This is a genomic window from Streptomyces sp. NPDC093546, from assembly GCF_044765045.1.
Taxonomy (GTDB): domain Bacteria; phylum Actinomycetota; class Actinomycetes; order Streptomycetales; family Streptomycetaceae; genus Streptomyces.
In genome coordinates, this window is record NZ_JBIWJG010000001.1 from 479,139 (window position 1) to 505,010 (window position 25,872).

At 70.8% G+C, this 25,872-nt stretch carries 21 protein-coding genes; 14 read left to right on the forward strand and 7 right to left on the reverse strand.

What is annotated here, in order from left to right; translation table 11 throughout:
• Positions 1 to 61: 61 nt before the first annotated feature.
• The gene (locus tag ACIRNI_RS02065; RefSeq protein ID WP_403547495.1) at positions 62 to 907 is read left to right on the forward strand and encodes a hypothetical protein; all 846 of its coding nucleotides are present in this window, start codon (positions 62 to 64) and stop codon (positions 905 to 907) included.
• A 328-nt stretch (positions 908 to 1,235) separates the two neighbouring features.
• On the opposite strand, the gene ACIRNI_RS02070 is transcribed toward ACIRNI_RS02065, so the two are convergent.
• On the reverse strand, positions 1,236 to 1,478 hold the full coding sequence (locus tag ACIRNI_RS02070) for a DUF397 domain-containing protein (protein WP_403547497.1): 243 nt from the start codon (positions 1,476 to 1,478) through the stop codon (positions 1,236 to 1,238).
• Positions 1,475 to 2,299, reverse strand: coding sequence for a Scr1 family TA system antitoxin-like transcriptional regulator (locus tag ACIRNI_RS02075; RefSeq protein ID WP_403547499.1), 825 nt, complete (start codon positions 2,297 to 2,299; stop codon positions 1,475 to 1,477). Before ACIRNI_RS02075 ends, ACIRNI_RS02070 begins: the two co-directional genes overlap by 4 nt.
• A gap of 112 nt (positions 2,300 to 2,411) precedes the next feature.
• On the opposite strand from ACIRNI_RS02075, the gene ACIRNI_RS02080 reads away from it, so the two are divergent.
• The 3 genes from ACIRNI_RS02080 to ACIRNI_RS02090 all read left to right on the forward strand — a co-directional run bounded on the left by ACIRNI_RS02080 (position 2,412) and on the right by ACIRNI_RS02090 (position 4,853).
• Positions 2,412 to 2,858 (forward strand): ATP-binding protein, encoded by a 447-nt coding sequence (locus tag ACIRNI_RS02080; RefSeq protein ID WP_403547501.1) that lies wholly within the window; start codon positions 2,412 to 2,414, stop codon positions 2,856 to 2,858.
• Positions 2,855 to 3,685 carry an ammonia-dependent NAD(+) synthetase gene (gene nadE / locus ACIRNI_RS02085; RefSeq protein ID WP_403547503.1) on the forward strand — a complete coding sequence of 277 codons (831 nt, stop codon included), beginning with the start codon at positions 2,855 to 2,857 and terminating at the stop codon, positions 3,683 to 3,685. The genes ACIRNI_RS02080 and nadE overlap by 4 nt, the downstream gene beginning before the upstream one ends.
• A 103-nt stretch (positions 3,686 to 3,788) precedes the next feature.
• Entirely contained in the window at positions 3,789 to 4,853 is a 1,065-nt protein-coding gene (locus tag ACIRNI_RS02090) for a cobalamin-independent methionine synthase II family protein (RefSeq protein ID WP_403547504.1), read from the forward strand.
• Positions 4,854 to 4,910: 57 nt separating this feature from the next.
• Here the strand turns inward: ACIRNI_RS02090 and ACIRNI_RS02095 are convergent, their stop codons facing one another.
• Positions 4,911 to 5,516, reverse strand: coding sequence for a YceI family protein (locus tag ACIRNI_RS02095; RefSeq protein WP_403547506.1), 606 nt, complete (start codon positions 5,514 to 5,516; stop codon positions 4,911 to 4,913).
• Positions 5,517 to 5,895: 379 nt separating this feature from the next.
• Between ACIRNI_RS02095 and ACIRNI_RS02100 the strand changes: the two genes are divergently transcribed.
• The 10 genes from ACIRNI_RS02100 (at position 5,896) to ACIRNI_RS02145 (ending at position 20,485) form a co-directional block, all read left to right on the forward strand.
• A complete protein-coding gene (locus ACIRNI_RS02100; RefSeq protein WP_403547507.1) occupies positions 5,896 to 6,789 on the forward strand; it encodes an NAD(P)-dependent oxidoreductase in 894 nt (297 codons plus the stop codon).
• A 93-nt stretch (positions 6,790 to 6,882) separates the two neighbouring features.
• Positions 6,883 to 10,710: an endo-alpha-N-acetylgalactosaminidase family protein gene (locus ACIRNI_RS02105; protein WP_403547509.1), complete on the forward strand. Its 3,828-nt coding sequence runs from the start codon at positions 6,883 to 6,885 to the stop codon at positions 10,708 to 10,710.
• 102 nt (positions 10,711 to 10,812) lie between these two features.
• Positions 10,813 to 11,775 carry a helix-turn-helix domain-containing protein gene (locus ACIRNI_RS02110; RefSeq protein WP_403547791.1) on the forward strand — a complete coding sequence of 321 codons (963 nt, stop codon included), beginning with the start codon at positions 10,813 to 10,815 and terminating at the stop codon, positions 11,773 to 11,775.
• A 284-nt stretch (positions 11,776 to 12,059) separates the two neighbouring features.
• Positions 12,060 to 12,521, forward strand: coding sequence for a hypothetical protein (locus tag ACIRNI_RS02115; protein WP_403547510.1), 462 nt, complete (start codon positions 12,060 to 12,062; stop codon positions 12,519 to 12,521).
• A 51-nt stretch (positions 12,522 to 12,572) separates the two neighbouring features.
• The gene (locus tag ACIRNI_RS02120) at positions 12,573 to 13,076 is read left to right on the forward strand and encodes a hypothetical protein (RefSeq protein ID WP_403547512.1); all 504 of its coding nucleotides are present in this window, start codon (positions 12,573 to 12,575) and stop codon (positions 13,074 to 13,076) included.
• Positions 13,077 to 13,131: 55 nt separating this feature from the next.
• Complete coding sequence (locus tag ACIRNI_RS02125; RefSeq protein WP_403547514.1) at positions 13,132 to 13,554, forward strand: hypothetical protein; 423 nt, start codon at positions 13,132 to 13,134, stop codon at positions 13,552 to 13,554.
• A 128-nt stretch (positions 13,555 to 13,682) separates the two neighbouring features.
• Positions 13,683 to 16,133 (forward strand): polysaccharide lyase 8 family protein, encoded by a 2,451-nt coding sequence (locus tag ACIRNI_RS02130; protein WP_403547516.1) that lies wholly within the window; start codon positions 13,683 to 13,685, stop codon positions 16,131 to 16,133.
• 67 nt (positions 16,134 to 16,200) lie between these two features.
• The gene (locus tag ACIRNI_RS02135) at positions 16,201 to 18,519 is read left to right on the forward strand and encodes a polysaccharide lyase 8 family protein (protein ID WP_403547793.1); all 2,319 of its coding nucleotides are present in this window, start codon (positions 16,201 to 16,203) and stop codon (positions 18,517 to 18,519) included.
• Positions 18,520 to 18,682: 163 nt separating this feature from the next.
• Positions 18,683 to 20,266, forward strand: a complete 1,584-nt coding sequence (locus ACIRNI_RS02140; protein WP_403547518.1) for an acyl-CoA carboxylase subunit beta — start codon at positions 18,683 to 18,685, stop codon at positions 20,264 to 20,266.
• 21 nt (positions 20,267 to 20,287) lie between these two features.
• Positions 20,288 to 20,485 carry an acyl-CoA carboxylase subunit epsilon gene (locus tag ACIRNI_RS02145; protein ID WP_403547519.1) on the forward strand — a complete coding sequence of 66 codons (198 nt, stop codon included), beginning with the start codon at positions 20,288 to 20,290 and terminating at the stop codon, positions 20,483 to 20,485.
• A gap of 117 nt (positions 20,486 to 20,602) precedes the next feature.
• On the opposite strand, the gene ACIRNI_RS02150 is transcribed toward ACIRNI_RS02145, so the two are convergent.
• The 4 genes from ACIRNI_RS02150 to ACIRNI_RS02165 all read right to left on the reverse strand — a co-directional run bounded on the left by ACIRNI_RS02150 (position 20,603) and on the right by ACIRNI_RS02165 (position 25,545).
• Positions 20,603 to 21,184: an ATP/GTP-binding protein gene (locus ACIRNI_RS02150; protein ID WP_069978110.1), complete on the reverse strand. Its 582-nt coding sequence runs from the start codon at positions 21,182 to 21,184 to the stop codon at positions 20,603 to 20,605.
• Complete coding sequence (locus tag ACIRNI_RS02155) at positions 21,165 to 21,743, reverse strand: DUF742 domain-containing protein (protein ID WP_403547521.1); 579 nt, start codon at positions 21,741 to 21,743, stop codon at positions 21,165 to 21,167. The genes ACIRNI_RS02150 and ACIRNI_RS02155 overlap by 20 nt, the downstream gene beginning before the upstream one ends.
• 99 nt (positions 21,744 to 21,842) lie before the next feature.
• A complete protein-coding gene (locus ACIRNI_RS02160) occupies positions 21,843 to 22,256 on the reverse strand; it encodes a roadblock/LC7 domain-containing protein (RefSeq protein ID WP_030980891.1) in 414 nt (137 codons plus the stop codon).
• Positions 22,257 to 22,266: 10 nt separating this feature from the next.
• The gene (locus ACIRNI_RS02165; protein ID WP_403547522.1) at positions 22,267 to 25,545 is read right to left on the reverse strand and encodes a nitrate- and nitrite sensing domain-containing protein; all 3,279 of its coding nucleotides are present in this window, start codon (positions 25,543 to 25,545) and stop codon (positions 22,267 to 22,269) included.
• Positions 25,546 to 25,872 lie beyond the last annotated feature (327 nt).

The following is a 25,872-nucleotide window of genomic DNA, read 5'->3' on the forward strand; positions in this document are numbered from 1 at the left end:
GGCGCGGATACTCGACAGCTACCCGGCGCAGCACAGGGAGCCGCGGGGCGGGGGGCGCCGTATGAGCGAAGGCCTGAGCGTAGTCCTTTTCTGGCTGGGGATCTTCGCTTCCCTCCATGCCGCCCTGCTGATCCGCCGGGTCGTGCGCAACCGCACCGACCGGCGGATCGTGGGTGAGGTCATCGACTCCCGCCCCAACCTGGTGCAGGCCGCCCACCTCGCCGAACCGGACGATGTCGACGCCATCGCGGTACGTCTGCTGCTCGCCGGCCGCGCGGTCCGGGTGGATGCCGACGGGCTGATCCTGCCGACGGCCGATCAGCCGCCGCCCGCCATCGACAGCGGTACGGGCCAGGCGGCCCTGGACGCCCTGTCGGACACCGTACGTGCCCGGCCCTCGGGTACGAGGTTGTACGAAGTGCGGGGCGAGAGCCCGGAGTTCTCCGACTACCGGCGCCTCCGTGACGAGGCCGTACGGCGCATTCCCCATGAGAGACGGATCAGCGGGATGACCGAGAACGGCCGCGTTCCCCTGCTGGTCGCGGCCTTCCTGCTGACGGCGGGCATGGCCCTGCACGGTTTGGTGGTGCGCGCACCGGTGCCCTGGCTCGGCGACATGGGCTGGTGGATATTCGCCTGGGTCCCGCTGTGGGGGCTGGCCGCGCTGACGGCGCTCGCCTGGCCGGACGGCGATCCCCGCCCTCAGCTGGTACGGCTGCGGGCGCACTGCCGCGACATGCTCCGCACGGCACTCGGGGACGAGGACCCCGCCGCGCCGGCCGCGCTCCGGTCGAGCAAGTACCGCCCCGTTCGGTCCGGCAGCTGGTGGGAGCGCGGTGGCGCGGACGGCGGGAGCTGCGGCAGCTCGTGCGGTAGTACGTGCGGCGGCGGTTGCGGAGGTGACTGACGTGAGCTCCACCGACTCGGAGGATGCCCTATGAGAGGACGTCTCGTTGCCGCGGCCATGACCGTGGCCACGGTGGCCACCATCGTCGCGGCCGTCATGGTGCGGTCGACACCGGTCTCCGTCGTGGCGATGGTCATGGCGGGTGTCACATTCGTCGCCTGGGTCTTCGTCGCCATCGGATTCCCGGGCCCAGGGCCCTCCGGGCACTCATCCTCCGGCGACGGAGGCCATGGCCCAGGCGGGGGGTGCGGCGGTGACGCCGGCGGGTGCGGAGGCGGCGGCGGGTGTGGCGGAGGGCTCTGAGTGCTGCTCGCGGCCCTCCTGAGCGCTACGCCTGCTCGGCCACGAACGCGGACCAGGTGGCGGGGGAGACCGTGAGGACGGGGCCGTCCTGGACCTTGGAGTCCCGCACGTGGACGGCGGCGGGGTGGGCGGCCACCTCGACGCAGTTACCGCCCTCATCCCCGCTGTAGCTGGACTTGTGCCAGTCGTAGGCGACTTCGACGCACGCGCCGCCTTCGGGGCCGCTGTAGCTGGACTTGAACCAGGTCAGTGCTGCTGGGGCTGTCATGACTCTCCTGCCAGATCGTCCAGGAGGCCCATGCTCTCCTCGGGGGTCAGGGCCTGTGACCGCAGCATCCCATAGATCTGGTGCAGCACACTGACCTCATCCGGATCATCGACAAGGAAGCTGACGCGCTGCCCCTCAAGGTAGGCCAGCTGGTCGTGGTCGGGGGTCTCCAGCAGCACCATGGGGCCGTTGAGACCTGCGTGCTTCTCACGGGCGGTCGGCATGATCTGGATGGCCAGGAAGGGCAATTCGGCGCAGCGGCGTAGATGACGGATCTGGTCGCGCAGGACATGACGGCCGCCGAGCGGCTGGTCCAACACGGGCTGGTCGATGATGAAGTTCATCATCGGGGGCCAGGGCTTGCGGTCGAAGAGCTTTTGCCGGTCGAGCCGGGCGGAGAGCCGCTCCTCGGACTCCTCCGGGGTGATCGGCGGGAAGAGCGAGGCGAAGACGGCCTCCGCGTACGCCTCTGTTTGAAGCAGACCGGGGACCAGTTTCTGCTCGTACCAGAGCAGCGTCAGCGCCTGCTGCTCGTGCTCCACGAAGTCCTGCGCGAACGCCGGATACCGCTCCCGCTCCGGTACGCGCAACACCCCCGCCGCCAACACGCCCCCCGTGTTCAGCAGTTGGTCGATCTCGACGGCCAGGTCGTACTTCAGTGTTCTCCGGCCCTGCTCGATGGAGGCGAGCGTCTCGACGCTGATGCAGAGCTGCTCGGCCAGTTCCGGCTGCTTCATCCCCGCCGCTCTGCGGAGTTGGCCCAGTTGGGCACCGAGTACGTGCCATGTGGCGTTCTTCCTGGGCTTGTTCGCTGGGTGCATGGTCGCCCTCTTCCCGCCCGCTGGAGTACCTGACCGTGCGCACGCCGTACAACCGACTTGTACGGCTTGACGCTGTGTTCAAGCCTAGTGACCCGCAGTGACAGTGGGCGCCATGAACGACGAACTGGAACTGCCCTACCTCTGCGAGGCGTTCTTCCGGCGCGAGCGCACGTCCGTGCGGGCCGCCCGGCGCTTCACCGCCGAGGCGCTCACCCGCTGGGCGATCAAGGAGCGCGCCGACGACGTGGTGCTCTGCGTGAGCGAGCTCGCGACCAACGCGCTCCTGCACGGCGTGCCCCCGGGCCGCGGCTACCGGCTGCGCCTGCTGCGTCCGGCGGAGGACGGGCCGCTCCGGGTGGAGGTGCACGACAGCGGGGACGGCACGGTCCTCGCGCGGCAGGCGGACGCGGCGGCGGAGTCCGGGCGCGGACTGCCGCTGGTGGCGGCGCTCGCCGACACCTGGGGGGTGGGGGAGCGGAACCCCGGGAAGCTCGTGTGGTGCGAGTTCCGGTCTAAAGTGCTTCCGTCCCCTACACGTACCCGCGAGGAGCAACCGTGACCGACCTGGCGTCCATACCCCAGCAGCAGCGGATCGCCCAGGACCTCCAGGTGAGCGCGTCCTTCGATGCCGAGCAGGAGATCGAGCGGCGGGTGGCCTTCCTCGCCGACCGGCTGACCTCCACGGGGCTGCGCTCCCTGGTGCTGGGCATCAGCGGCGGGGTGGACTCCACGACCACGGGCCGGCTGTGCCAGCTCGCGGTCGAGCGGGTCCGGGCCGCCGGGCAGGACGCGACCTTCTTCGCGATGCGCCTGCCGTACGGCGTCCAGGCCGACGAGAAGGACGCGCAGCTGGCCCTGGAGTTCATCCGCGCCGACCGCGTTCTGACCGTCGACGTGAAGCCCGCCAGCGACGCCGCGCTGGAGGCCGCTCTGGCCGGGGGCACGGAGTTCCGTGACGCGCACCACCAGGACTTCGTCCACGGCAACATCAAGGCGCGGCAGCGCATGATCGCCCAGTACGCGGTGGCGGGCGCGCACGACGGTCTGGTCGTCGGCACCGACCACGCGGCCGAGGCGGTCTCCGGCTTCTTCACGAAGTTCGGCGACGGCGCGGCCGACGTGGTCCCGCTGACCGGCCTCACCAAGCGGCGCGTCCGCGCCGTGGCGGAGGCGCTGGGCGCGCCCGCCGAACTGGTGTGGAAGACGCCGACGGCCGACCTGGAGACGCTGGCCCCGGGCAAGCCCGACGAGGAGGCTCTCGGCGTCACGTACGACCAGATCGACGACTTCCTGGAGGGCAAGCCGGTCGACGAGGCCGCATCGGCGGCCATCATCCGCCGCTACGAGCTCACGGAGCACAAGCGGCAGCTGCCGATCGCGCCCTGACGCCCACCACCGGTCAACCTGATGGCCGGTCTCGCCCTCCATGGGGTGAACCGGCGTCATCACTCGGCGTGGTCGATCGTTACTCGGCGCTAGGGTCCGCGGCATGAGCATCCCCACCGAGCCGATCGGTAGCATCCCCCGGCCCCGCGCCCTCGTCGAAGCCCTCGCCGAGCACGCCGCAGGGCGGCTGAGCGACGCCGAGCTGGCGAAACTCCAGAAGCAGGCCACGGCCGACACGCTGGCCAAGCTGGAGCAGCTCGGCTGCCCCGTCCTGGTGGATGGTGAGCAGTCCAAGCCGAGCTTCGTCACGTACCCGATCGCGGGTCTCGCCGGCCTCGCCCCAGACGGCGCCGTCATCCCCTTCGCGGACGGTCACACGCGGCAACTGCCCCGCCTGACGGCGGGGCCGTTCCGCTACCAGGTCCGGGCGGACAGCTATCTGCGCAACGCGCAGAACCACACCGACGCCCCGATCAAGCAGGCGGTCATCGCGCCGTCTGCCCTCAGCCTGCTTTACCCGGCCGACGGTATCGGCGGCTACTCCCGTGAGGCGTTCCTGCGCGACCTCGCGAACGAGGCCGAGGCCGACATCCGGGGCTGCCTGGAGGCGGGCGCCCACGGCGTACAGCTGGACTTCACGGAAGGACGGCTGTCTCTCAAGCTGGACCCGAGCGGCGGGGTGCTGGAGCAGTTCATCGCGCTCAACAACCAGGTGCTCGACCGGTTCTCCGAGGACGAGCGGGCCCGCATCGGCGTCCACACCTGCCCGGGCGGCGACCAGGACTCCACGCACAGCCTGGACGTCGACTACGCCGAGCTGCTGCCCAAGCTCTTCGAGCTGAAGGCGGGCAACTTCTACGTCCAGCTCGCGAGCGAGCCCGACCCCGAGCGCGTCCTGCGCGTCATCGCCGACCAACTGCGCCCCGGCATCCGTGTGTTCATCGGCGTGACCGATCCGATCGGCACGACCGTCGAGACGCCCGAGGAGGTACGCGACCGGGTGCTGTTCGCGGCCCGGTACATCCCGGTCGAGCAGCTGGGCACCTGCGACGACTGCGGCTTCGCGCCGTTCGCGGACGACACCTCCACCTCGCGCGACGTCGCCTTCGCCAAGATCGAGGCGCGGGTGCGGGGCACCGAGCTGGCGGCGCAGGCGCTCGGTTTGTGAGACGGCCCTCCGGCGCGGGATCCCGCGCCGGTTCGGGCGTCCTGTCGAAGCGAGGCCTCAGGCGTTGCGGATCGCGGAGATCTCGAAGGTCAGCTTGATCTTGTCGCTGACCAGCACACCGCCCGTCTCCAGGGCCGCGTTCCAGGTCAGGCCCCACTCGGAGCGCAGCAGCTCGGCCTTGCCCTCGAAGCCGACGCGCTCGTTGCCGAAGGGGTCCGTGGCCGAGCCGTTGAACTCCAGGTCGATGGAGATCGGACGCGTGACGCCCTTGATGGTCAGGTCGCCGGTGATCCGGTAGTCGCTGCCGCCGAGTGTCTCCGCGGAGGTGGAGCGGAAGGTCATCAGCGGGAACTGCCCGGCGTCGAAGAAGTCGGCGCCGCGCAGGTGCGCGTCACGGTCAGCGCTGCCGGTGTCGATCGAGTCGATCTTGACGTCGATCGACGCGGAGGAGGCGGCCGGGTTCGCGCCGTCGAGCGTCAGCGTGCCGGAGTAGTCGGCGAAGGCGCCCCGGACGTTGGTGACCATGGCGTGGCGGGCGGTGAAGCCGATGCTGCTGTGAGCCGGGTCGATGGCGTACTCGCCGGTCAGGGCGGCGAGCGCCGGGTCCACGGCGGCGGGGGTCGCAGTGGCGGCGGTGGCGGTGTTGCGGCTGAAGAGACCCATGATGACGCGCTCCCTTGGTAGTGGTTTAACATTCAACAAGAACGACGGTAGACCCATTCCGTTTAATTTTCAACCACTGGTTTCGGGCGCCCGGTCCGACCGGACGATGCTGCCGTTCAGTACCAGCGACACGTTCCACGTCCACGAAGGCCACATCATCGAGCAGGGCGGCGGCCTGAGCCTGAAGCTCACGCCCATCGAGGGCGGCGCCGCGCCCGAGGGCCAGGGCCCTGCGGGACCGGGGCCAGGACCGGGTCCAGGGCCGCAGCTAGGTCCTTGACCTCAACTTCGGTTCAGGTTTTAGCGTGACAACTCCGCAGCACCAGTAGGTCCGGCCCGGACGGGCCGGACCACTGCAACCGGGGATGGAGCGCCTTCGATGAACACTGCCTCAGAACGAACCACTGCCCAGTCGGCCGTGACCGTGATCGGTCTGGGCGAGATGGGCCTCGCGCTCGCCGGCGTCTTCCTGGAGGGCGGGCACCCGACCACGGTGTGGAACCGTACGCCGGAGAAGGCCGGCCCCCTGGTCGCCAAGGGGGCCGAGTGGTCCGCCACGGTCCGCGACGCCGTTGCCGCCAGTCCTCTCGTGGTCGTCAGCGTGAAGGGCAACGCGACCGCCCGCGCGGTTCTGGAATCGTCGGGCGACGCGCTGTCCGGCCGCTCCGTGCTCAACCTCACGGATGGGACGTCCGCGGAGGCCAGGGCCGTGGCCGAGTGGGTCGTGGACCAGGGCGCGCGGTATCTCCATGGGCAGATCATGACGATCGCCCCGGGTATCGGGGGAGCGGAGACGGTGATTTTCTACGGCGGTTCCGACGCCGTCTTCAAGGACTTCCAGCCCATGCTCCAACTCATCGGTGGCGGGGGAACGCTGATCTCGGCCGATGCCGGAGTGCCGGCCCTGTACGGAATGGCTGTGCACGGCACCATGTGGGGCGCGCTCAACGGGTTCCTGCACGCGGCTGCCCTGCTGTCCAGCGAGGGCATCGAGGCGAAGCGGTTCCTGGACGACGCCCGCCCGTCCGTCGAGGCACTGCTCGGGTTCTTGCCGATGCTCGCCGACGAGGTCGACCGGGCTGAGTACGCGACGCCGTACGGAGCGCTCCAGCACCACCAGCCCTCGGTCGAGGACCTGATCCGCGAGAGCGAGGCGCGGAACGTCGACGTCGCCTTCCCCGCCTACACCCTCGGCCTTGTGAACAAGGCCGTGGAAGACGGCCACGCCACCGACAGCTACTCGCGTCTGATCGAGTACTTCAGGAAGCGGTGAGTTGGATTAACCGGGGGCCGTTGTTGGACTGGTGTCGCCGCCCGGAGTCCGTTTCGTTGACGGTGCCCTGAGGCGGCCGTTACGCCAGAGGCCATGTCGCCACGATTCCGTGCGGTGTGCGCCCTCGCCGCCGCCTCCTCCGTCGTGTTCGCCCTGGCGGGACCGGCCACCGCCGGACCGCCACCCGCGCCCGCCACCGCTGCCGGGGAGCCGCTCCTCATCGGATCCCCGCAGCTGGCGGTGGCCGTCGCCCCCGACTTCCCGCGCGTCGTCTCGTACACCGACCGCGCGAGCGGCGCGCGCCTGCTGGGCAGTACGAGCCCGGTCGCGCACGTCACCCTCAACGGCACGGCGTACGAGGTGCGGCTCACGGCCCCGCCCGTCCTCGGGGCGGGGAACGCCCGCTACACGCTGGCGTTCCCCGCTCTGCCCGGCGTGGAGATGGACACCGTGCTCGCGGTGTCCGGCCGCGTCACCACCTTCAAGGTGACCGCCGTCCGGGACACCGACGCCTTCCGGGTCGGGACCATCGACATACCCGGGCACGACCTGGTGTCGGTCGGCTCGGACGAGCAGGGCGCCGCCACCGCGTTCACGCGGCTCGACGTCGACTCGACGCGTACCGCCGACGTGTTCGCGGCCGTGCCCGAGCGGGCGGAGGCCGCGCCCGCCGGGGCGAGCTACGCGCTGGTCAACACCAGCTCCCTCGCCGCCGCCGTCGAGTCCAACTCCAGCTACGACAAGCCCTCGGGCCCCACCAACGGCGACGACGCCCGCTTCTGGCACCAGGCCCGCGAGGCAGCGGACGGCGGTGTGCGCGTCGGCGTGTGGTCCGGGCAGTGGACCTACCGGGGCGCCGGCGCGGACCGGCCCGAGAGCGGCGCCGACCTGCCGTGGGCCAAGGTCGTCGTCACGCCGGACGCCAACGGCGACGGCCGGACCGACTGGCAGGACGGCGCCATCGCCTTCCGTACCATCGGGATCCGAGCACCCGGCAGCGAGCGGACGCCGGAGCGGGTGGTCACCCACATCCCGTTCAACTTCGCCAGCCAGGCCACACACCCCTTCGCCCGCACCCTCGACGACGTCAAGCGCGTCTCGCTCGCCACGGACGGCCTCGGGCAGCTCGCGGTGCTCAAGGGGTACGGGTCCGAGGGCCACGACTCGGCCCACCCCGACTACGGCGGCAACTACAACAAGCGCGCGGGCGGCCTCGACGACCTCAACAAGCTGCTGCGCCACGGCGAGAAGTGGGGCGCCACCTTCGGCGTCCACGTCAACGCCACCGAGTCGTACCCCGAGGCCCGCCACTTCAGCGAGACCCTCGTCGACACGACCAAGCCCGGCTGGAACTGGCTCAACCAGAGCTACTACATCAACCAGCGACGCGACGTCACCAGCGGCGACCTGGCCCGCCGCTTCCAGCAGCTGCGCGACGAGACCGACCGCAACCTCGGCTTCCTCTACATCGACGTCTACTACACGCACGGCTGGGTCGCCGACGAGACCCTCCGGGCCGTGCAGGCGCAGGGCTGGCACGTCGGCACGGAGTGGTCGGACAAGTTCGAGCGGGCCTCGCTCTGGTCGCACTGGGCCAACGACCTCGACTACGGGGGCGCGACCAACAAGGGCCTCAACTCGCAGATCATCCGGTTCATCCGCAACGGCGAGAAGGACGTCTGGAACCACCACCCCGTCCTCGGCCAGACGGCCCTGGAAGACTTCGAGGGCTGGACCGGCGAGACGGACTTCACCGCCTTCACCGCCAACATCTGGCAGAAGAACCTGCCCGCCAAGTACCTCCAGCGGCAGAAGATCCTCCGCTGGAACGGCGACGACATCACCTTCACCGGCGGCGTACGCGGCACCGTCGAGAACGGCCGCCGCACCTTCCACGAGCACGGCCGCAAGGTCCTTGACGGCGACCGGTACCTTCTGCCCTGGGAGGGCGGCAAGAAGCTGTACCACTACAACAAGGCGGGCGGCACGAGCAGTTGGGCCGTGCCGCCGGGCACGTACACCGTCTACAAGCTCACCGACAACGGCCGCGTGAAGACGGGGACGGTCCGCGCGGAGAGCGGCCGGATCACGCTCACGGCCGCGCCCGGCCAGGCGTACGTCCTCTACCCGGACCGCGCCCCCGCCCTGCCGCTCCCCGATCCGCGCTGGGGCGAGGGCACGCCGGTCGCGGACCCCGGCTTCAACGACGCGCGGCTCGGGGCATGGACCAAGGCCGGGGCGGTCGCCCGCCACACCGACGAGCAGGGCCGCACCAGCGCCGCGCTGACCGGGGCGGCGGCTGCCGGGCTGGCCCAGCGGATCGAGGGCCTCGCGCCCGGCACGCGGTACAGCGCCTCCGCCTGGATCGAGGTCCAGCCGGGCGCCTCGCGCCGTACGACCCTGTCCATCGGCGGCGCGTCCGTCACCGTCGAGCGCTCGGCCGTGACGAACCGCATCGCCGCCTCCGACTGGCACGGGACGCGCATGCAGCGCGCCAAGGTCCACTTCACCGCGCCCGCCGACGGCCGCGCCACGCTCGCGATCCGCGCCGAGGGCGGGAGCGCGGCGACCGTGCGCGTCGACGACGTACGGATCGTCGCCAACGACCCGGCGGGCAGGGCGGACGCGGTCGTGTACGAGGACTTCGAGGCCGTCGACCAGGGGTGGGGGCCGTTCCTGAAGGGCGACGCGGGCGGGGCGAACGACCCCCGTACGCACGTGAGTCAACTCCACGCGCCGTACACCCAGGCGGGCTGGAACGGGAAGCCCGTCGACGACGTCCTGGAGGGCCGTGAGTCCCTCAAGGCCCACGACGAGAACACCGGCCTCGTCTACCGCACCGCGCCCTGGACCGCGCCGATGAAGGACGGGCACAGCTACCGGGTGGAGTACGACTACCAGTCCAGTCACGCGGGCGCGTACGAGTGGGTGACCGGGTACGACCGGGCCGACGGCACCTCGGTGGAGACCCGCCGCACGCCGATCCCGCACCAGCACACCACCGGCCGCTTCACCGAGACCGTCACAGCCGGCTGCGGCGACACGTTCACCGGTCTGCGCAAACGCGCCGACGCCCCGGACGGCGCCGACTTCGTCCTCGACCGGTTCACCGTCACCGACCTGGGCCCGTCCGCCCGGCCCGCCACCTGCGGCACGCTCGCCCTCACGACGAACGAGACCCTCGAACCGGGACGGGCGAACGACATCACGGCGACCTTCACCCACGACGAGACGGCCGCCGTGACCCCGGCCCTCACCCTCACCCTGCCGGACGGCTGGACCGCCGAGCCGTCCGGCCCGATCACCCTGGACGCGGTCGCACCCGGCGCCAAGGCCACCGCCACCTGGCGCGTGACCCCACCGGCGGACGCGCCGTACCGGGCGTACGAGCTCCGCTCCTCGGCGTCGTACGCGGCCGGCGGCACGGAACGCACCCTCACCGCCGCCACGACCGTCCGCACCCTGCCGCCCCCGCCGGCCACCGACGCCTGGGCGAGCGACCTGGACTGGGCATCCGCCCGCAGCGGCTGGGGCCCCGTCGAACGCGACATGTCCAACGGCGGTACGGCGCCGGGCGACGGCACCCCGCTGCGGATCGGGGGAGTGGCGTACACCAAGGGCCTGGGCACCCACGCCCCCGCGACCGTGCGCTACTACCTGGGCGGCAAGTGCACCGCGTTCACCGCCGAGGTGGGGGTGGACGACGCCCAGGCGACGCGGGGCAGCGTGCAGTTCACCGTCCTGGCCGACGGCGCGCAGAAGGCGGCGTCACCCGTGCTGAGGGCGAGCGACGCCGCCTGGCCGCTGACGGCCGACGTCACGGGCGCGTCCTACGTGGACCTGGTCGTCGGCGACGGCGGTGACGGCAACGGCAACGACCACGCGGACTGGGGGAACGCCCGGTTCGGGTGCGGTGGCTGACGTCCAGGGCAGCAATGTCACGGGAAGCCGAGCGTGTTCGTCTTGCGCGTACGCGTGTCCGATAATGGGGCGGACTCTGGGGGGCGCGTGGAATCGTCGGTGGTGTCGGCTGCTGCCTTGCCGTGTGGGGACAGGTTCGACTGGTTCTGCGAGACGGTGTCCAGTGATCTGATGCCCGTCGCTCTCAGCACCCGGCACCCGGCCGACTTCCGGGCGCGGATCACGGATCTCGATCTCGGTGCGGTGCGGTTGTCGACCTTCGGTTTCTCACCGGTGCTGTCCCGCCGGACGCCGGCCCACATCCGGCGGGGCGATCCCGAGCAGTTCCAAGTGGCGCTGGTGACACGAGGTGCGTTCCGGATCGTGCAGCAGCGCCGCGAGTCGGTGGTGACGGGCGGCCTGGTCGTGACGGACACCTCGCGTCCGATGGAGAACGAAGCAATCGGCGCCGCCGACGGGCAGACCGAGGCGGTCGTGTTGCAGATCCCCCGTGCGGTACTGCCGCTGCGTGCGGACAGGGTGGACCGCCTCCTCGCGCAGGGAATCGGGATCGGTGAGGGACCGGCCGCCGTCCTCGGCGGCTTCCTGAAGACGCTCGTCGACCACGGCGCGCGCTGTCGTCCCGAGGAGCTGCGCGGTATGGGGTCCGTCGCCCTCGACCTCGCCACCACGTGCCTGGCACGGCAGCTCGGCGATCCCGGTGAGGCGCCGGCCGAGGCCCGTGCGCAGGAGTCGCTGCAGCGGATCCTCCGCTTCATCGACAACAACCTCGGCGACCCGGAGCTCACGCCCCAGACGATCGCGGATCGGCACGGTATCTCCCTCCGCGGTCTGTACGCCCTCTTCCGCGGCCAGCCCGTGAGCGTGGCGGCGTACATCCGCAGGGGCAGGCTGGAGCGAGCTCGCGCGGACCTCGCGTGTCCGGGCCTCCGCGGCCGGCCCGTACAGGTGATCGCGGCTCGCTGGGGCTTCGCCAGTGCCACCGCGTTCAGCCGGGCGTTCCGTGAAGCGTACGGAGTCACCCCCACCGAGCACCGCGCGAGCGCCCTGGAGAGGTCGGCCTAGGCCGACTGCCGCTTGTACGGACACGCGCTGCACGCAGTGCACAGAAAGCCTGCACGCCCCGCATACCGCGGCACTCCGCGCGGGCCTAGATTCACCCGTGTGAGCCCGCGCCGCGGGGTCCGCGCCGTGCGGTGACCGCATGCCCGGCTCCGCTCGCCGACCCGGCCTCGGCCCTCGCGCCCACCCTCCAAAACCGCACTCCGGTCCGGCTCCCGCACGGGCCCGACGGGCTCTCGTGCCGCGCCTCTTACGGACCTTTTGTGACACTCGCGAAGGAAGAACTCATGAAGAAGACGCTGGGCGTACTCGCCGCGAGCGTGACCCTGCTCGGTGCCGGCCTGGTCAATGCCGGGCCTGCCGCGGCGGCCCCTCCGTACTGGCAGCCGGTGGACACCAACTCCAACTGGAGCTGCTCGACGTACAAGTCGCACCGGCTGTCCTACAACATCAAGTTCAAGACCTGCATCGTGCGCAACGCCAACAACGACGCCCAGGCCGTGCTCGTCGTACAGAACAGCGGTACCAAGGCCGCCGATATCCGCGGTGTGCTGGAGTCGGAGAACACCGGGGGCATCTACGAAGGCTCCTGGCGGGCCGTGTGCACGCATTCGACGCTCAACCCGGGCTTCACCCGCGGCTGCTTCGGCACGACCTTCTCGGGGACCCGCGACATCGCGGCGACCTCCCACCTCTACATGAACGGTGACGAGGAGGCCAACCTCAGCGTCGACTCGTGGCACGGCTGATCCGCTGCCTTATTTGTCGCTTCAACCATTCGTAAGGCCTTGGAGGTCTTGATGCGGAAACTCTCATCCTCTGCCGTCGACGGACGTCTCCCCCTGCGCGCCGTGCGCCGCGCGGGAGCGGTCATCGCAGCTCTCGCGGCCATCCTGCTGATGGGTTCCCAGCCTGCCTACGCCTCGGACTACTGGCAGGAGATAAAGCCCAACGCCAACTGGCACTGCGGTACCACCACCGCTCTGTACAAGGCTCCGGCAGGCGTCGTCGGCCAGACCTGCATCATCGCCAACTCCAGCGGTTACGCGCAGGCCGTCTCGGTCATCTCCAACAACTCGGGACAGGCGATCGACTTCGGTTCGTTCATCCAGTCCAACCAGATCTATTACGAGAACGCCCACCACTGCAAGCTCAGCACTCTCAACCCCGGTTTCCAGCGGGGTTGTCTGGGCCCGAGCGTGTACGTGGGCTGCAAGCCCTTCACCATCACCGCTCACAGCACATGGAGTGTCGACGGACGGGGCTCTTCGGTGACGAGCCGCTCGTACACCCACAGCTGCTGAGCGCCCTCGGCTCCGTCTCGCGGCCTCGAAACCGCCCCGCCACCCAGGAGAACGCATGAAGAACCCGTCCGTACGCCGCTCACTCGGGCTCGCCACCGCGATGCTCGGCTTTCTCGCCCTTGCCACCCCGCAGGCCTCGGCCGCGGAGGTGAACTGGAAGGCCGTCGACAGCGACCCGACCTGGGACTGTACGACCTACCAGCAGCACAAGGGCTCCCGCAACGTCTTCTTCAAGGTGTGCGGTGTGCACAACAGCAGCGGCGGCCACCAGACCATCCTCGTGGTGCAGAACAAGGCGAGCGTCGCCATCGCGATCGAGGGAGAGGTCATCACCAACTACGGCGGCGACGTCGACTGCGCCCCGTCCACCCTCCAGCCCGGCTACACCCGTGGGTGCTACGGCCCGACGAAGATCGCTTCCGGCCTGCTGACCATGAACGCGCGGCTGAACTTCAACGGTATCGACGCCTACATCTAAGCGAGGCCGCTGCGGCGGCTGACGTCTCGGAACCTGCGGGTGAACGGTTGAGCGTTCGATCGATTTTGAACGATCGTGTGCGATTCATTGACCACTTGCTCACGGTGTGGGAAAAACCGTTCACCCGAATGGTTCTCGGTTCAACGACGTACCGCCTTCCGGAGGTTCCCCCCGTGCCCTCCCGCCGTGCCCTCCTGCTCGCCGCCGCCACCGTCCCCCTCACCCTCTCGGCGACGCTGGCCCACCCCGCCTCCGCCGCCGACGCCTACGACACCCTCCGCCTCACCTGGCGCGACCTCATCCTCGGCACCGGCTTCAGCCCTACCGCCGAGCCGTACGCGTCGAAGCTCGCCGACCTCGGCACCACCGCCCGGGGCCTGCGCTCCACCATGGCCCCGGCGGACGGGTCCCTGTGGCCCGACCTGCCGTACGCCGACCCCGAGCCGGACACCGACGCCGAGTCGTACACGTACTCCGGCAACCTGGGCACCAGCTTCAACCGGCTGCGCACCATGGCCGAGGCGTACGCCCAGCCGGGCACCGGGCTCACCGGTGACGGCGGCCTGCGCGGCGAGATCCTCGCCGGGCTCGACCACCTCCACGACCAGGCGTACAACGCCTCCCAGGCCCGCTACGGCAACTGGTACAACTGGCAGATCGGCATCCCGCAGGCCCTGCTCGACATCGACGTCCTGCTGTACGACCACCTCGGCGCCGCACGGATCGCCGCACACTGCGCCGCCGTCGACCACTTCGTCCCCGACAGTGCGGTCGCCGCCTACTCCGGCACCTCCACCGGCGCCAACCGCGTCGACCTGTGCCGCGTCCTCGCCCTGCGCGGCGTCCTCGGCAAGACCCCGGCGAAGCTGGCCCTCGCGCGCGACGCGCTCTCGCCCGTCTTCCCGTACGTCACCTCCGGCGACGGGCTGTACGCCGACGGCAGCTTCATCCAGCACCTGTACGTGCCGTACGCCGGGTCGTACGGCGCCGTGATGCTCGGCGGGCTGTCCCACCTCTTCGCGCTGCTGAAGGGGTCGGCCTGGGAGGTCACCGACCCCGGACGGCAGATCGTCCTCGACTCCGTCGAGAAGGCGTACGCACCCTTCCTCTTCAACGGCCTCGCCATGGACGGCGTCTCCGGGCGGGCCGTCAGCCGGGGCGTCCAGAAGGCCGACACCCGCCGGATCCGCCAGGACGACCACCTGCGCGGGCACGGGATCATCGCCTGTGTCGCGCTGCTCGCGCGCACCGCCTCCGCCGCCGAGAAAGCGCGCTGGGACTCCATGGTCAAGGGCTGGATCGCCCGCGACTACTACAGCCCCCTCCTGTCCAGCCCGGCCCTGGGCGTCGCCGCCCTCTCCCGGCTGGCGGCCGTCGACGACGGCCCGGCCGCCCCGAGCCCCGAACCGGCCGGGCACCGCCTCTTCCCCGGCATGGACCGGGCCGTCCACCGCCGCCCCGGGTGGGCCGCCGCCCTCTCCATGGCCTCGCAGCGCATCACGTACTACGAGAACGGCAACGGCGAGAACCTCCGCGCCTGGCACAGCGGCTCCGGAATGCTCTACTGGTGGGGCGACACCTACGCCAACGGCCAGTACAGCGACGACTTCTGGCCCACCGTCGACCCCTACCGGCTGCCCGGCACCACCGCCTCGCGCAAGGCCCTGGCGGACGGGGAGGGCGGCACCTGGGGCGCGGCGCGGCCCGACGTGCGCTGGGTCGGCGGCGCCACGGACGGCACGTACGCCGCCGTCGGCCAGTACCTCAAGGGCCTGTCCTCGACGCTGCTCGCCAAGAAGTCCTGGTTCTTCCTCGACGACGCCGTCGTCTGCCTCGGCGCCGGTATCCACGGCCGCGACTCCGCCCGCGTCGAGACCACCGTCGACAACCGCAACCTGGGCGCCGCCGGAGTCCACGGCTTCACCGTCGACGGCTCGGCCCAGTCCACCAGCCCCGGCTGGAGCGCCGCCCTCACCGGCGCCCGCTGGGCGCACCTCGCCGGGCACGGCGGGTATGTCTTCCCCGGGGGCGCGCCCAGCGGCCTCAAGGCGCTGCGCGAGGCGCGCACCGGCGCCTGGTCCACCATCAACAAGGGGGCGAGCACCGACCCTGTGACCCGCCGCTATCTGACGCTCTGGTTCGACCACGGGACCGATCCGACGTGGGCGACGTACGCGTACGCCCTCATGCCGGGCGCCACGGCCGCACAGACCGCGGCCCGCGCCGCCGACACGGCGTGGCTGAGCGTGCTCGCCAACACCGACGAGCAGCAGGGCGTCCGCGTCCCCGCGCTCGGCCTCACCGGCGTGAACTTCTGGTTCGCCGGGACGGCCGGGCCGGTGACGGTCTCCGCGCCCGCGAGCGTACTGATCCGCGAGAGCGGCGGCACGGCCACCGTCTGCGTCTCCGGGCCCCTGCGCGACGGCGCCGTGATCGACCTGACCTGGAACCGGGCCGTCGCGTCCGTCTCGTCCAAGGACCCCTCCGTCCAGGTCCTGTCGACCGGCTCCGCGCTGGCGCTGCGGATCACGCCCGGCACACTGGGCGCCGTCCACAAGGCGGTGGTGCGACTGGCGTGAACCGCGCTCGACCGGTCCACACCACTTCCCCCGGGAGGCTCCCGTGCCGCCGAACGTGCCGCCGAACATGCCCCACTGGACCCGCCGCACCTTCCTCGCCGCCACCGCTCTGGGATTGACCGTGACAGCAGCCCCCGGCGCTCATGCCGCCGCCGACGCCGACTTCGAGACCCTCCGCCTGCGCTGGCTCGGCCTCCAGCTCGGCACCGGCTACGACCCGGCCGCCGAGCCGTACGCCTCCCGCCTCGCCGAGACCGGCGACCTCGCCGCCCGCTTCCGCGCCTCCATGGCTCCCACCGCCACCACCCTGTGGCCCGGCTACCCCTTCAACCCGCCCTCCGGCATCACCCAGAGCTACCACCGCCTGTGGGCCATGACCCAGGCGTACGCCCAGCCGGGCACCGGCCACACCGGCGACCCCGGCCTCCTCGCCGACGTCCTGAGCGGCATCGACCACCTCTCCGAGCGCGTCTACAACCCCTCCACCACCCGCTACGGCAACTGGTGGGAGTGGCAGATCGGCAGCCCCCGCCTCCTGATGGACATCACCGCCACCCTGTACGAGGAGCTGGGCCCGGCCCGGGTCGAGGCCGCCTGCGCCGCCGTCGACCACTTCATCCCGGACGCGATGCTCACCGACTACACCGGCACCTCCACCGGCGCCAACCGCGTCGACCTGTGCCGCTCCGTCGCCCTGCGCGGCGTCCTCGGCCGCCGCCCCGACAAGATCGCCCTCGCGCGCGACGCGCTCTCACCCGTCTTCCCGTACGTCACCTCCGGCGACGGGCTCTACGCCGACGGCAGCTTCGTGCAGCACACGTGGGTGGCGTACTCGGGCACGTACGGACAGGTCATGCTCGACGGCCTCGGCCGCCTCTTCGCCCTGCTCGCCGGCTCCCCGTGGGAGGTCACCGACCCCGCCCGCCAGATCGTCCTGGACTCGGTCGAGAAGGCGTACGCGCCCCTCCTCTACAACGGCCTGATGATGGACAGCGTCAACGGCCGGGCCATCAGCCGCGGTCTGCTCCGCAACGACGTCCGCGGCATCATGCGCGGCGACCACTACCACGGGCAGGGCGTCATGGCCGCCATCGCGCTGCTCGCGGACGCCGCGAGCCCCGCCGAGCGCGCCCGGTGGCACGCGCGCGTGAAGGGCTGGATCGAACGCGACACCGTCTCCCCGGTCCTCACGGCCGGTCAGTTCGGCGTCGCCGACCTCGCCCGGCTGCACGTGGTCGCCGCCTCACCCGTCCCCGCCGCGCCCGAACCGGTCGGCCACACCCTCTTCGCGTCCATGGCGAGGGCCGTGCACCGCCGCCCCGGCTGGGCCGCCTGCGTCGCCATGGCCTCCGACCGCATCGCGTACTACGAGTGCGGCAACGGCGAGAACCCCCGCGGCTGGCACACCGGCGCCGGAATGCTCTCCTGGTGGACCGACACGACCGGTGACCAGTACACCGACTGGTTCTGGCCCACCGTCGACTGGTACCGGCTGCCCGGCACCACCGTGTCGACCAAGCGGCTCCCCGACCGCGCGGGCGGCGAATGGGGCGCGCCCAAGCCCGACGTGCGGTGGGTCGGGGGAGTGACGGACGGCGCGTACGCGGCCGTCGGCCAGCACCTGCGCGGCCTCGGCTCGACCCTGGAGGCCCGCAAGTCCTGGTTCTGCGCCGCCGACGCCGTCGTCTGCCTCGGCGCGGGCATCACCGCCGCCGACGGCGTCCCCGTCGAGACCATCGTCGACAACCGCTGCCTCGGCGAAGCCGGTGAACAGCGCCTCACCACCGGCACCCACTGGGCGCACCTCGAAGGCCACGGCGGCTGGGTCCTCCCGGACGGTACGGCGGCGCTGCGCACCCTGCGCGAGGACCGCACCGGCGCCTGGCGCGACATCAACACCACCTCCACCACCGAGCGCCGCACCCGCCGCTACCAGACCCTGTGGCTCGACCACGGCACCGACCCCGCCGACGCCTCGTACGCGTACCTGTTGATGCCCGGCGCCTCCCTGCGTGCCGTCGCCGCCCGCGCCCACGACCCCCACTGGCTGGACGTCCTCGCCAACACCGCCGCCCAGCAGGCCGTCGCCGTACGCTCCCTGGGGCTGACCGCCGCGAACTTCTGGCAGCCCGGTACGGTGGGGCCGCTCACCGCGACCGCCCCGGCGAGCGTGCTCGTCCGCCGGCGGGGCCGTACCGCCACCCTCCACATCGGCGAGCCGCCGCGCACCGGCGAGCCGCTGGAGATCACCTGGCACCATCCGGCCCACCGCGTCCTCGGCCGTGATCCGGCCGTCGAGGTCCTGGCGACCGGACGTACGCTGAGGCTGCGCGTCACACCGGGCACGGCCGGCGCGGGCCACCGCTGCCAGGTGGCTGTTGGCTGAAGCGCAGCCGAACCTTGTCGGACCCCCACAAGGACCAATGGTCCGGGGCTGGCACTTCCACCGCTCGGCCGAATGGTTCTGTTCAAGGCTCACAGGAGATCAGTCCGGAGACTGTACGGAGTCGACGGCGGGATTTTCTTGGTCGGCTTCGTAGGGTCGGTACATGACCGTTGTGGACGAAACCCAGGGCGAGCCGACCGACGCCCGGGGGCGTGTGGCCGAGCTGCACGCCCTGCGCGAGGAGGCCCTCCGTGGCCCGAGTGACCGTGCGACGGAAGCGCAGCACGCCAAGGGCAAGCTGACCGCGCGTGAGCGCATCGAGCTGCTCCTGGACCCGGACTCGTTCCACGAGGTCGAGCAGCTGCGGCGGCACCGCGCCACCGGCTTCGGCCTGGAGAGCAAGAAGCCCTACACCGACGGTGTGATCACCGGCTGGGGCACGGTCGAGGGCCGCACGGTCTTCGTCTACGCGCACGACTTCCGGATCTTCGGCGGCGCCCTGGGCGAGGCCCACGCCACCAAGATCCACAAGATCATGGACATGGCCATCGCGGCCGGCGCGCCGCTGGTCTCCCTGAACGACGGCGCGGGCGCCCGCATCCAGGAGGGCGTCTCCGCGCTCGCCGGCTACGGCGGCATCTTCCAGCGCAACACCCGCGCCTCCGGTGTCATCCCGCAGATCAGCGTGATGCTCGGCCCGTGCGCGGGCGGCGCGGCCTACAGCCCCGCCCTGACGGACTTCGTCTTCATGGTCCGCGACACCTCGCAGATGTTCATCACCGGCCCCGACGTGGTCAAGGCGGTGACGGGCGAGGAGATCACCCAGAACGGCCTGGGCGGCGCGGACGTCCACGCCGAGACGAGCGGCGTCGCGCACTTCGCGTACGACGACGAGGAGACCTGCATCGCCGAGGTGCGGTACCTGCTGTCGATGCTGCCCTCCAACAACCGCGAGAACCCGCCGGCGCACCCGAGCGACGACCCGGCGGACCGCCGCTCGGACGTCCTGCTCGACCTGGTCCCGGCCGACGGCAACCGGCCGTACGACATGGCCAAGGTCATCGAGGAGCTCGTCGACGACGGCGACTACCTGGAGATCCACGAGCGCTGGGCCCGCAACATCATCTGCGCCCTCGCCCGCCTCGACGGCCAGGTCGTCGGCATCGTCGCCAACCAGCCGCAGACGCTGGCGGGCGTGCTCGACATCGAGGCGTCCGAAAAGGCCGCGCGCTTCGTCCAGATGTGCGACGCCTTCAACATCCCGATCATCACGCTGCTGGACGTGCCCGGCTTCCTGCCCGGCGTCGACCAGGAGCACGGCGGCATCATCCGCCACGGCGCCAAGCTGCTGTACGCGTACTGCAACGCCACCGTGCCGCGCATCTCGCTGATCCTGCGCAAGGCCTACGGCGGCGCGTACATCGTCATGGACTCCCAGTCCATCGGCGCCGACCTCACCTATGCCTGGCCGACGAACGAGATCGCGGTCATGGGCGCCGAGGGCGCGGCCAACGTCATCTTCCGCCGCCAGATCGCCGACGCCGAGGACCCCGAGGCCATGCGCGCGCGCATGGTCAAGGAGTACAAGGCCGAGCTGATGCACCCGTACTACGCCGCCGAGCGCGGTCTCGTGGACGACGTCATCGACCCCGCCGAGACCCGCTCCGTGCTCATCGCCTCGCTGGCGATGCTCCGCACGAAGCACGCCGACCTGCCTTCCCGCAAGCACGGCAACCCGCCCCAGTAAGCCCCTCAGAGGAGACCTTTCGTGACCACCGCTTCCCTCCTCCGTGTCGAGAAGGGCCACGCCGACCCCGAGGAACTGGCCGCCATCACCGCCATCCTCATGGCCCGCGCGGGCGCCCGGCCCGCCGACACGGCCACCGCGCCCCGCCGCTCCACGGCCGGCTGGCGCCGCCTGGAACGCCAGTCCGGCTTCCGCGCCCCGCACAGCTGGCAGGGCTGACGCACGACGTACGACAGGGCCCCGCACTCCTCTTCGGAGTGCGGGGCCCTGTCGTAGGCCCAGGAGCACGAAAGGGCCCGCACACCTGAAGGTGTGCGGGCCCTTCCGACGGAAGACCTACCGGAGGCGTGCCATCAGCGCATGCTCGACGAGCGTGATGAGGGCGCTCTTGGCGTCGGCGCGGTGGCGGGCGTCGGTGGTGATGATGGGGGTGTCGGGGCCGATCTGGAGGGCTTCGCGGACCTCGTCGGGGGTGTACGGCTGGTGGCCGTCGAAGCCGTTGAGGGCGATGACGAACGGCAGGCCGCTGTTCTCGAAGTAGTCCACGGCCGGGAAGCAGTCGGCGAGGCGGCGGGTGTCGACGAGGACGACGGCGCCGATGGCGCCGCGTACGAGGTCGTCCCACATGAACCAGAAGCGGTCCTGACCGGGGGTACCGAAGAGGTACAGGATCAGGTCCTGGTCCAGGGTGATGCGGCCGAAGTCCATGGCCACGGTCGTGGTGGTCTTGTCGCCGGTGTGGGTGAGGTCGTCGATTCCGGCAGACGCGGACGTCATGACGGCCTCGGTACGCAGCGGGTTGATCTCCGAGACGGCACCGACGAACGTGGTCTTGCCCACGCCGAAGCCGCCCGCCACCACGATCTTCGCGCTGGTGGTTGAGCGGGCTGCACCGCCGCTAGAGCTTGCGAAGTCCACTGAGCACCCTTTCGAGCAGTGTCACGTCTGGCTGGCCGCCGGCGGACTCGTCGCCGCCGGGCTGGTGGATGGCGACAAGTCCGGCCTCCGCCAGGTCGGCGACGAGGATCCGGGCAACGCCGAGGGGGATGGAGAGAAGCGCCGAGATCTCAGCCACCGACTTGATCTCGATGCACAGCCGGCAGATCCGCTGGTGCTCGGGCAACTGCCCTTGCAGCCGCGACGGATCGGCCGTGGTCGACACCAGCGCCTCGATGGCGAGCTGGTAGCGCGGCCGCGTCCGGCCGCCGGTCATGGCGTACGGACGGACCAGCGGATTGTGGGTGGTCCCCGCGGAGCCCGACGACGAGGCCGGACCCGGTTCCGGGGCCCTGCGCCGCTGCTGCACCGGCTGGATGCGCGGTGCCTGCGGCTGTACGTACGACGGGGGTCCCTGGTAGGGCTGCTGGGTGCCGTGTCCGCTCGGTGCCGAAGGGAAGTTGAAGCGGTTCTGGCCTGCCTCACCCTGTGACTGGTGCGCACCGTCGTATGGGTGGTGTCCGCCCGGGGGTGTTGCCACGTTTCTTCCTCCTCCGACTACCGTTCGCCGGTCCATGTCCCTGTGGACCCGCGCCACCGCACCTTATGGCGCGGTGGCGAGAAACGCACGGTCCGTCTGCTAGTTGAGAAGACTTCCCTGGAGTTCCGCGCGCAGATCCGGGGTAAGGACAGTGCCCGCACGGTCGACCAGAAGCGCCATCTCGTAGCCGACGAGACCGATGTCGGCGTCCGGGTGGGCGAGGACGGCCAGCGAGGAGCCGTCCGAGATCGACATGATGAAGAGGAAGCCGCGCTCCATCTCCACCACGGTCTGGTTGACCGCACCGCCTTCGAAGATCCGGGACGCCCCCGCGGTCAGCGAGGTCAGTCCGGAGGCGACGGCGGCGAGCTGGTCGGCACGGTCACGGGGGAAACCCTCGGACATCGCCAGCAGGAGTCCGTCGGCGGAGACCACCACCGTGTGGGACACCCCGGGGGTGTTGTCCACGAAGTTGGTGATCAACCAGTTCAGATTCTGCGCCGCCTGGCTCATCGGGCTCACACTAACGCTCCTGGTTGTAGGTGCTACTTGGGCCGAGGCCCGGTCCGTTCGTGTCCGTTCCCGCGTTGCGTCCCTGCTGGACACCGCGGCGCAGGTTGCTCAACCTGCCTCGCACGTCCTCAGGGGCGCGGGAGACCTGTGGGCCGCCCTGCGGGGTCTGCTCAGCCTTGCCCTCGACCAGATTGGCCTTGGGGACCCGCCGCGGCAGTCCGGAGGGGGTGACCCCGCCGGCCGCGGGCTTGCGGAGCTTCTCGGCCCGCTGCCAGCGCTCGTCGTTCGTCGAACGCCAGCCCTCGGAGCCGTCCTCGCTCTGCGAACCCTGCTGCTGCGGAGTCTGCTGCTGCGAACCCTGCTGCCGCGCCTGCTGCTGCGAGCGCTCCTGCTGCTGCGGAGCCTGCTGCCGCGTGGGCGGCTGCTGGCCGCCGCTGCCGCCACGGCGCGGCAGACCGGCGTCGGTCAGCTCGTGTCCGGTGCTGGGGGCGGGGCCCGAGGAGAAGCCTACGCGCTCAGGGCCGTTCGTGTGACCGCCCTGCGCAGATTCCGATTCCGTACCGAACGCGTCCTCGTAGCCGCCCGCGTGCGCACCCTGATCCGACCAGTCGCCCTGGTGGGTACCGGTGTCGAACGAGCCGTCGTACTGCTGCTGCGGGCCGTCCCGATCCGGGAACACCGATTCCGTATAGCCGGGTTCCGGGTACTCGCCAGTGGCGTATTCGCCGGTCGCGTACTCGCCCGTCGGGTAGTCCTGGCCGCCGTACTGGTCGTAGCCGTTCTGCGGGTACGCCGCCTGCGGCTCGTACGACTGCTGCTGCTCGTACGCCTGCTGCTCGTACTGCTGCTCGGGCTGGGGCTCGTACTGCTCGCGCTGCGCCTCGTAGGGGTCGCGCTGCGGCTCGTACGGCTCCTGGGGCTGCCCGTACGCGCCCTGGGGCTGCTCGTCCGACTCGTCGCGGAACAGCTGCGCGCCCAGCGCCGCACGGCGCTCCTCACGCATCAGCGAGCGGCCCACCGGGTCCAGCGCCGTCTCCTGGCCGGAGCCCTGCTCGTAACGGGAGTCGTCGAAGCCCAGCTCCGCCGCCGTACGCAGCGGGGCGGCCTCGTACACCTGCTGCTCCGGGATGATCTGGGAGACGGTGAAGTCGTCCTCCGCCATCGGGTCGCCACCACCACCGTGGGTGATCGCGTCCGGGAGCATGACCAGCGACGTCGTACCGGCCTGCTCGCCCGAGGGGCGGAGCTGGACGCGGATGCCGTGCCGGTCGGCGAGGCGGCCGACCACGAAGAGGCCCATGCGCTGCGAGATCGCGGCGTCGACGGTCGGCGGGTTCGCCAGCTTGTGGTTGATGTCCGCGAAGTCCTCGGCCGTCAGGCCGATGCCCTTGTCGTGGATCTCGATCATCACGCGGCCGTCCGGGAGACGGGTCGCGGTGACGCGGACCTTGGTCTGCGGAGAGGAGAACGTGGTGGCGTTCTCCAGCAGCTCGGCGAGCAGGTGCACGAGGTCGGTCACGGCCTGGCCGTGGATCTCCGACTCCGGCACGCCGGTGAGCTCGATGCGCTCGTACTGCTCCACCTCCGAGGAGGCGGCACGGAGCACGTCCACCAGCGGCACCGGCTGGTTCCAGCGGCGGCCGGGCTCCTCGCCCGCGAGGATGAGGAGGTTCTCGCCGTTGCGGCGCATACGGGTCGCCAGGTGGTCCAGCTTGAAGAGGTTCTCCAGCTGGTCCGGGTCGGCCTCGTTGTTCTCCAGGTCGGTGATCAGGGTCAGCTGGCCCTCGATCAGCGACTGGTTGCGCTGCGACAGGTTGGTGAAGATCGCGTTGACGTTGCCCCGCAGGAGGGCCTGCTCGGCGGCGAGCCGGACGGCCTCGCGGTGGACCTGGTCGAAGGCGCGGGCGACCTCGCCGATCTCGTCCTGGGAGTTGATCGGGATCGGCTGCACACGGGTGTCGACGCGGCCCGGGTCGGTGCGCGAGAGCTGGTCGACCAGCATCGGCAGGCGCTGCTCGGCGACGTCGAAGGCGGCGGTACGCAGCCGGCGCATCGAGGTGCTCATCTGGCGGGCCATCATCCCGGCGAGGATGAACGCGGCGAGGAGGGCGATCACGACGATGCCACCGGTGACGAACGCGTCCGTCTGGGCGTCGTTGGAGATGTTCTCGGCCTCTTCCACGGCCTTGGTGACGAGGTCGGCCTCGATCTCGCTGTAGCCCTCGAACTTCGCCGTCGCGGCGCCCATCCAGGTCTCGGGCGTGATGTCCTTGTCCCGCAGGTCCTTGATGCCGTCGGCGTCCTGGGCCTTGCCGATCTCGGCGGCCATGCCGGCGAAGACGGAGCCCTGCTTGTCCGTGGGCGGGTTCAGGCCCGCGTCCTTGAGCCGCTTCGCGCCCTCGGTCGCCTTGCCCGTCATGACCTGGACGAGCTTCTCCTGGTCCTCGGCGGTGCCGCCGGAGATGTACTCGCCGAGGGCGATCTGCTCCAGGTAGTTGTACGACTTGAAGGCCACGGACTGCTCGGCGAAGGTGGCGTCGTCCTTGCTGGGCCGGATCAGCAGGTGCATGCCGATGGAGCGCTGGAGCGACTCGGCAGCCTTGGCGAGCTGGATGGCGTAGACCGTACGGCCGTAGGCGGTGACGTTGCCGGTACCGAGGCCCAGCTCGTTGGCGAACTCCATCAGCGAGTGCTGGACCTTGACGTAGCCCTCTTCGGTCTTCGTCGGGTCCATGGCCCTGGTGTACGCGGTCTCCCGCAGCTGCTCCAGGGTGGGCTCCTCCGCGCGGAAGAGCTTCAGACGGCGCTGGAGGCCCGGGTCGTCGGGCATGTTCTGGACGGCGGCGTCGAACTTCGCCTTGGCGGCGTCCGTCTTCGCGTACGCCTCCTTGACCGGGGCGGCCTCGCGGTCCTCGGCGCTCTTCGCGGTCAGCAGGGGCGCGGCGGTGAGGTCGCGCTCGTTGAGGAGGGCCCCGCCGTACTCGGCGGCGGCACGTACGAGGAGGGCCGTCTTCTCGGCGTCCTGGGCTTCGTTCCAGGTGTCGATGGACGACTTCACCTGGAAGCCGCCCATGACGAGGCCGACCAGCACGGGTATGAGGAGGATCGCGTTCAGCCTGGTCGGCACCCGCCAGTTGCGCGGGGACAACTTGCTTGTGCTGCCGGTGCCGGCGGCGAGGCCGTCCGACGGTGTTCCGGGCGCATCGGCAGGCGGCACCGCAGTGCGCGCGGGCGGGGTGAAGTTCCCCCGCGCCTGCTGCTCCGCGGCGCTGTTCTTGCTTCGCCTCACTCGACCAACAACCTCTCGGCGCCGGCACCTACGTTGTGCCGTTTTTCTGTTCAGGGCCGTACTACTCGGGAGTTCGTCGCATTGCAGCACGTAAAGCGGCCGCGTTCCAAACAGCGGGATTCGGCCGCCGTCACTGGTCCAGACCCCCGATAAAACGGGCATAAAGAGCGAGCCCCGCCAAAAGGCGAGGCTCGCGTGAGCGCAGCGGCACCGCGCGAACGCGGGTCGTGTCCGGCGCGCCCCAATTCTCTGTCGAAACGTTATGAATGGGCGGGCCGACCGTGTCCCAGGACACATGTCATCTCGATCTCCATTCACTGGATGTCT

Excerpts from the sequence above, each read along its gene's own strand:
- ACIRNI_RS02105 (WP_403547509.1), top strand. The coding sequence starts at position 6,883 with ATGTCGCCACGATTCCGTGCGGTGTGCGCCCTCGCCGCCGCCTCCTCC.
- ACIRNI_RS02120 (WP_403547512.1), top strand. The coding sequence starts at position 12,573 with ATGCGGAAACTCTCATCCTCTGCCGTCGACGGACGTCTCCCCCTGCGC.
- ACIRNI_RS02135 (WP_403547793.1), top strand. The coding sequence starts at position 16,201 with ATGCCCCACTGGACCCGCCGCACCTTCCTCGCCGCCACCGCTCTGGGA.
- ACIRNI_RS02130 (WP_403547516.1), top strand. The coding sequence starts at position 13,683 with ATGGTTCTCGGTTCAACGACGTACCGCCTTCCGGAGGTTCCCCCCGTG.
- ACIRNI_RS02065 (WP_403547495.1), top strand. The coding sequence starts at position 62 with ATGAGCGAAGGCCTGAGCGTAGTCCTTTTCTGGCTGGGGATCTTCGCT.
- ACIRNI_RS02080 (WP_403547501.1), top strand. The coding sequence starts at position 2,412 with ATGAACGACGAACTGGAACTGCCCTACCTCTGCGAGGCGTTCTTCCGG.
- ACIRNI_RS02115 (WP_403547510.1), top strand. The coding sequence starts at position 12,060 with ATGAAGAAGACGCTGGGCGTACTCGCCGCGAGCGTGACCCTGCTCGGT.
- ACIRNI_RS02160 (WP_030980891.1), bottom strand. The coding sequence starts at position 22,256 with ATGAGCCAGGCGGCGCAGAATCTGAACTGGTTGATCACCAACTTCGTG.
- ACIRNI_RS02090 (WP_403547504.1), top strand. The coding sequence starts at position 3,789 with ATGAGCATCCCCACCGAGCCGATCGGTAGCATCCCCCGGCCCCGCGCC.
- ACIRNI_RS02100 (WP_403547507.1), top strand. The coding sequence starts at position 5,896 with ATGAACACTGCCTCAGAACGAACCACTGCCCAGTCGGCCGTGACCGTG.
- ACIRNI_RS02075 (WP_403547499.1), bottom strand. The coding sequence starts at position 2,299 with ATGCACCCAGCGAACAAGCCCAGGAAGAACGCCACATGGCACGTACTC.
- ACIRNI_RS02070 (WP_403547497.1), bottom strand. The coding sequence starts at position 1,478 with ATGACAGCCCCAGCAGCACTGACCTGGTTCAAGTCCAGCTACAGCGGC.
- ACIRNI_RS02095 (WP_403547506.1), bottom strand. The coding sequence starts at position 5,516 with ATGGGTCTCTTCAGCCGCAACACCGCCACCGCCGCCACTGCGACCCCC.
- ACIRNI_RS02125 (WP_403547514.1), top strand. The coding sequence starts at position 13,132 with ATGAAGAACCCGTCCGTACGCCGCTCACTCGGGCTCGCCACCGCGATG.
- ACIRNI_RS02140 (WP_403547518.1), top strand. The coding sequence starts at position 18,683 with ATGACCGTTGTGGACGAAACCCAGGGCGAGCCGACCGACGCCCGGGGG.